This is a genomic window from Mucilaginibacter panaciglaebae, assembly GCF_039539265.1.
In the GTDB taxonomy this organism is placed as follows: Bacteria; Bacteroidota; Bacteroidia; order Sphingobacteriales; family Sphingobacteriaceae; genus Mucilaginibacter; species Mucilaginibacter panaciglaebae.
Genome location: NZ_BAABCV010000002.1, coordinates 424,639 through 430,638, shown reverse-complemented (window position 1 = coordinate 430,638; position 6,000 = coordinate 424,639). Strand labels below are relative to the sequence as shown.

4 protein-coding genes are annotated in these 6,000 nt (G+C 45.1%); 2 read left to right on the top strand and 2 right to left on the bottom strand.

The window, feature by feature from the left end:
* Window positions 1–308: 308 nt before the first annotated feature.
* Window positions 309–1,733, bottom strand: a complete 1,425-nt coding sequence (gene dacB / locus ABD772_RS04240; protein ID WP_345101195.1) for a D-alanyl-D-alanine carboxypeptidase/D-alanyl-D-alanine endopeptidase — start codon at window positions 1,731–1,733, stop codon at window positions 309–311.
* A complete protein-coding gene (locus tag ABD772_RS04235; RefSeq protein ID WP_345101194.1) occupies window positions 1,702–3,141 on the bottom strand; it encodes an APC family permease in 1,440 nt (479 codons plus the stop codon). The genes dacB and ABD772_RS04235 overlap by 32 nt, the downstream gene beginning before the upstream one ends.
* A 151-nt stretch (window positions 3,142–3,292) precedes the next feature.
* Between ABD772_RS04235 and ABD772_RS04230 the strand changes: the two genes are divergently transcribed.
* Together ABD772_RS04230 and ABD772_RS04225 are read left to right on the top strand one after the other, a co-directional pair.
* Window positions 3,293–5,533, top strand: a complete 2,241-nt coding sequence (locus ABD772_RS04230) for a sodium-translocating pyrophosphatase (protein WP_345101193.1) — start codon at window positions 3,293–3,295, stop codon at window positions 5,531–5,533.
* Window positions 5,534–5,799: 266 nt separating this feature from the next.
* On the top strand, window positions 5,800–5,994 hold the full coding sequence (locus ABD772_RS04225) for a hypothetical protein (protein ID WP_345101192.1): 195 nt from the start codon (window positions 5,800–5,802) through the stop codon (window positions 5,992–5,994).
* Window positions 5,995–6,000: the final 6 nt, after the last annotated feature.

Below are 6,000 nucleotides of genomic sequence, written 5' to 3'. Positions count from 1 at the left end.
CCACTAGCGAAATGAAGGTAGCTATCGACAGATAAATAGTGTAAACTTATTTCAGTACTAAATTAAAAGTGTAAATTCAATTAAGTATTAACAACCAAATCTGTAAACTTTTTTCAGGACGGGTCAGACTTAAAAGTTATAAAAAGTGATCCAAAGTGATCCAAATTTTGCGGTCGAAACCTGTAATTTACTTATTATCAATGAGTTGATTTTTTGATGTGATCCAAGTGATACACATCCGCACGTGGATCACCCGCTATAATGAAACTACATTAACCACCAGCCAAATGAACCTATAAACCAAATAATTACTTCAATTCATCCAGAACCCTAAAAATTTCCTCCCTGATGTTTTTGCCGGGGCCATTGTAGTTGTTTACCATGATGCTGAAAACCAGTTCACGCCCCTGGTGGGTTTGGTAGCCGGTATAGGCTTGCACGTTATGGATGCTGCCGCTTTTCATATGCATGTCGTTATAAATGGGCAGGCTCTCATAAAAATCGGCGTACCACGCCTCTTTTCTGGCCGATTGCATAATGGTAGCTACTGTCATAGTAGTGATCCGGTCCTCTGGCGATAAGCCACAGCCATCAACCATGTCCATCGAGTTGACGTCAATACCACGCGCCTTCCAGAAGTTTTGCAGAATAGTAATGCCGTTTGGTGTGGTCACCTCTTTACCGCCTGTTTTAGCTACAAGGGCTTTTAGTAATTCCTCGGCATACAGGTTTAAGCTTTTGCGGTTGGTCCAGTAAACAATCTGGCTTAAGGTTGGAGATGGGTGTATAGTCAGCGTGGTTGTAATAGCCGGGGTCTGCTGGTTTTTTGCCGTCAGGCTCAAGCTTGACTCGGCAGTGCCGGTTACGGTTATGCCTAATCGTCTTAAAGTATCCAATAACCTGAAGGCGGCATCGTAAGCCGGATCAGGGTAGGCAGCAGCCACCAGTTTCTTAGTTTGATCGACAGCGTAAGTGCCACGCAGGTACACGATATTAGTTAAACCCGCAGGCAAATAGGGATAAGCATTATCGCCGGTGCCCGCTACGCCGTTGGTGAGCTCGCTTTTAAACGTCAGGTAAGGGACAGCCGGCGTAGTGCCGCTAACTTTTATCGGCGTACCAACCGGCCCGGTCTTTAAGTTGATATCAAACTGATTCTCATGCCAGCAAAGCGCGGTAGCTCCGGCGCCGTAATAAGTGCCCAGATCCTGCCATATCCAGCCATCTGGGATGGATTGGGTACCGTACGCGCTGTCATCGCCAATAATACGGCCATTTATTTTTCTGATGCCTGCCTTTTTCAGCGCAGCTACAAAAGCGTTGAGTACATAAGTTTGGGTAGTGTTTTCCCAGCGCCAACTGCCCAGGGTAGGGTCGCCGCTGCCTTTAATAATGATATCACCATTTAGCGTGCCGTTGTTTATTGTACCATTGTAGCCAAAGGGTGTTTGATACCTGAAATCCTTACCTAATAAATTGAAGGCGGTTATAGTGGTAACTGTTTTCAAAGTTGAGCCTGGTGCCAGGCCTGCATCCGCATTGGCAGTAAACACCCGTTCGCCGGTTTTAGCGTCCAGCACGGTTAATGATACAGTGCCGTAACGACACTGTTCACTGGCCTGTAAGCGGTTAAATGCTGTGCTTAGTTTTTGTTGTAAAGTGTTTTGCGCCCATGATTGGGTAACAGTTATTAATAGCAGACTAAACAGGGCTTTCAGCCGGTTCTTCATCATGGGTATTACTTTTTGTTATATAATAAATAGGTATGCCTATCAGCACAATAATCAGGCCCGGCCAGGTAAATTGCGGTTTGTAAATGATTAGCAGTATACAAAAGGCAATCCCCATCAGCATATAAATGGCCGGCAATACCGGGTAACCAAATGCTTTATATGGTCGCGGCATATTTGGGCGCTGTTTACGCAGGATGTAGATGCCCAGAATGGTGAGTACATAAAATATCACTACTACGAAGGATATCATGTCCAGCAGGTCTCCATACCTGCCGCTAAGACACAATATACTTGCCACAATGCACTGAATCCACAAACCGAAGCTTGGTACTGCAAATTTATTTAAAGTGCCGGTACGTTTAAAAAATAAACCATCTTTAGCCATAGTATAATATACGCGGGCGCCTGCCAGTATCAGTCCGTTATTACAACCAAAAGTGGATATCATGATCATCACCGCGATAACATACGTTCCTACCGGCCCAAAAATAACCTGGGAAGCGGCTACTGCTACCCGGTCTTTTTCTGCTGTCGCGATATCATGTAAGGGCAAAACACCGGTATACACAAAATTGATGCTTACGTAGATGATGGTTACAACCAGTGTCCCCAAAAACAAGCTCAAACCAATATTACGCTGCGGATTGCGCACCTCGCCCGCAATAAAAGTTACGTTGTTCCAGGCATCGCTACTAAAAATAGAACCCACCATCGCCGCGGCTATTGCCCCTAAGGCAGCAGCCATGGTATAAGACGATGTGCCGTCAAGCTTATGGATATTCCAGGCGTTGGTCCAGTTGGCGTGCCATACATTGCCCTTGATCATGATCAATCCAAAAATAATCAGTCCGAATAAGCTGGCCAGTTTGGTAATTGTAAACAAATTTTGGATGATCTTGCCGCTTTTAATACCCCTGGTATTAATATAAGTAAGGCAGATGATCAATACGATAGATACACATTGCGCGGCGCTAATAGTAAAGTGGTACGAACCAAGCATGGTCGAGAACAGGATATTATCCTCGCTCACAGCAGGTATAAGGTAAGCGGTAAATTTAGAAAAAGCGACACCCACCGCAGCAATTGTACCGGTCTGTATAACTGCAAAAAAGCTCCATCCATATAAAAAGGCAATCAATTTATTGTAAGCCTCTTTTAAATAAACATACTGGCCACCTGCTTTGGGGAACATGGCGCTCAGCTCGCCATAACTAACCGCGGCGGTAAGTGTCATGAAACCGGTAATGAGCCAAACCGCAATTAACCAGCCCGACGAGCCCACGTTGCGGATAATATCGGCACTGACAATAAATATACCTGATCCTATCATGGATCCGGCTACGATCATAGTGCCGTCTAACAGGCCTAAAGACGCTTTAAGTTTGTTGGGTTCGGTGTTTTTACTCATTGTGAGGCGTGGGTTTTAAACTTCTAAGCTATTTAAAAAACTTTATAATTGACAGGCTATTGTAAAGAAATTAATTTGTTTAACTTGCAAAACCAATTACGTAAATCGCGCTTATATATAGCAAACTAAATAATAAACACTACTAACTTATATGGATTTTTTGAACACTTATTTACTTTACCTGATTCCGGTATTAGGCTTAATCGGAATCTTATTTATGATCATTAAATCGTCGTGGGTAAGCAGCCAACCCGCGGGCGATGAGTCGATGACTACACTGGCTGGCTATATTGCCGATGGTGCTATGGCATTTTTACGCGCCGAATGGAAAATACTTAGCTACTTTGTAATAATTGCCGGCATACTACTGGCCTGGTCTGGTACAACAGTAGCTACTTCGAGCCCTGTTATTGCCATATCATTTTTTATCGGCGCTTTCTTATCCGCTTTTGCGGGATATCTGGGTATGCGCATTGCTACCAAATCAAACGTACGTACCACACAAGCTGCTAAAACCAGTTTGGCGCAAGCATTAAAAGTGTCATTTACAGGTGGTACTGTTATGGGTTTGGGCGTTGCAGGTTTGGCTATTATTGGTTTGGGTTCATTATTCATTGTGTTTTACAGCATCTATGTTAAAAATGTTGCGGGTGCTGATGTTAACGGTGAGGCTATGGCCAAAGCGCTTGACGTACTGGCTGGTTTCTCGTTAGGTGCCGAGTCGATAGCGCTGTTTGCCCGTGTTGGTGGCGGTATATACACCAAAGCTGCCGACGTAGGTGCCGACCTTGTGGGTAAAGTAGAAGCAGGCATCCCAGAGGATGATGTGCGTAACCCCGCTACCATTGCCGACAATGTGGGCGATAACGTAGGTGACGTAGCAGGTATGGGTGCCGATTTATTCGGATCGTACGTAGCGACCATGCTGGCCACTATGGTATTGGGCCGTGAGATCGTATCGCACGATAACATGGGTGGCATTGCCCCGGTTTTATTACCTATGGTGATTGCAGGTTTAGGGCTGATCTTCTCGATAGTAGGCGCCTCGTTAGTAAGAATTAAAGACGAAAACTCAAGCGTACAAGCAGCATTAAACGTAGGTAACTGGGCATCCATTGTACTTACTGCCATTGCTACTTATTTTGTAGTACAATGGATGTTGCCTGCCGATACCATGCACTTAACCCGCGACCTGGATGCTAACGGTGTCCTGAAAGAAGGTTCGCTGGTGTTCACCAAAAACGGCGTTTTCGGTTCTATCCTGGTAGGTTTAGTGGTAGGTACATTGATGTCTATCATTACCGAGTATTACACCGCAATGGGTAAACGCCCGGTGTTGAGCATTATCCGTCAGTCATCAACCGGTCATGCTACCAATATTATCGGTGGTTTAGCTATTGGTATGGAATCAACCGTGTTGCCGATACTGGTATTGGCTGCAGGTATTTATGGTTCATATTTCTTTGCCGGTTTATATGGCGTGGCTATTGCTGCCGCAGGTATGATGGCTACCACTGCTATGCAATTAGCTATTGACGCTTTTGGCCCGATTGCTGATAACGCCGGTGGTATTGCCGAAATGAGCCAATTGCCGCCCGAAGTGCGCCACCGTACAGATAACCTGGATGCTGTGGGCAATACTACTGCAGCTACCGGTAAAGGTTTCGCTATTGCATCGGCGGCTTTAACCTCGTTGGCGCTTTTCGCGGCATTTGTAGGTGTAGCTGGTATCGAGCATATCGATATTTATAAAGCCAACGTATTGGCCGGTTTATTTGTGGGTGGTATGATACCATTCATCTTCTCTGCATTGTGTATCTCGGCTGTAGGCCGCGCTGCAATGGCGATGGTTGAAGAGGTTCGTCGCCAGTTCCGTGAAATCCCGGGCATTATGGAGTATAAAGCGAAGCCAGAATACGAAAAATGCGTGGCTATATCCACCCAGGCTTCTATCCGCGAGATGGTGGCCCCGGGCCTCATTGCTTTAATAACCCCGGTTGTAATAGGCTTTGTATTTGGCCCCGAAGTATTGGGTGGTTTATTGGCCGGCGTTACGGTATCAGGCGTGTTGATGGGTATTTTCCAAAGCAATGCCGGTGGTGCCTGGGACAATGCCAAAAAATCATTTGAGAAAGGTGTGGAGATCAATGGCGAAATGCACTTTAAAAAATCAGATCCGCATAAAGCATCAGTAACAGGCGACACTGTAGGCGATCCATTCAAAGATACCTCTGGTCCGTCAATGAATATATTGATCAAACTGATGTCGATCGTATCATTGGTTATTGCGCCGCACTTAAACCACGCGGTTAATAACAGCGCCCGTCTGCAAAAACAGATCAAACTGCAATCAATGACTACGCATGTCATCAAGGTTGAGAAAAAAGCATAGTAAGCTTAAATATAGATTAGAGAAGGGGATGCCGGTGATGGTATCCCTTTTTTTGTTTTGTTACGCAGAGTTTGATTCTGTTTTTAGATAAGAAGCCGGGCGGATAGCACTGGAACCGCACCTACCTGTGATTCTAAACGGTGCAAGCTGGTCACTATCTCCACAGAAGGTATTTACTTCATGGTATACTAAAAACTGATTGTAAATCGGACTAGCACATATCTCTTTTTTGTTTAATATTGCTGCCCGATTTAAAGATTCGAGATATGAAGCTTGTGGTGAATTTGCAAAACAGCGAAGAGGAAAGGGTGCTGCTTGCCTTTCTGGACAGTTTAGGATACGAGTATCAAACCCAACCTGAAACGGCCGACCGAACCGAAGCGACAGTGCCTGCCGAAGGCGAAACAACTGCACGCTCGTGGGAAGAGATAAAACTGGACCTTTTAAACCTATTTAATTAAGCCTTT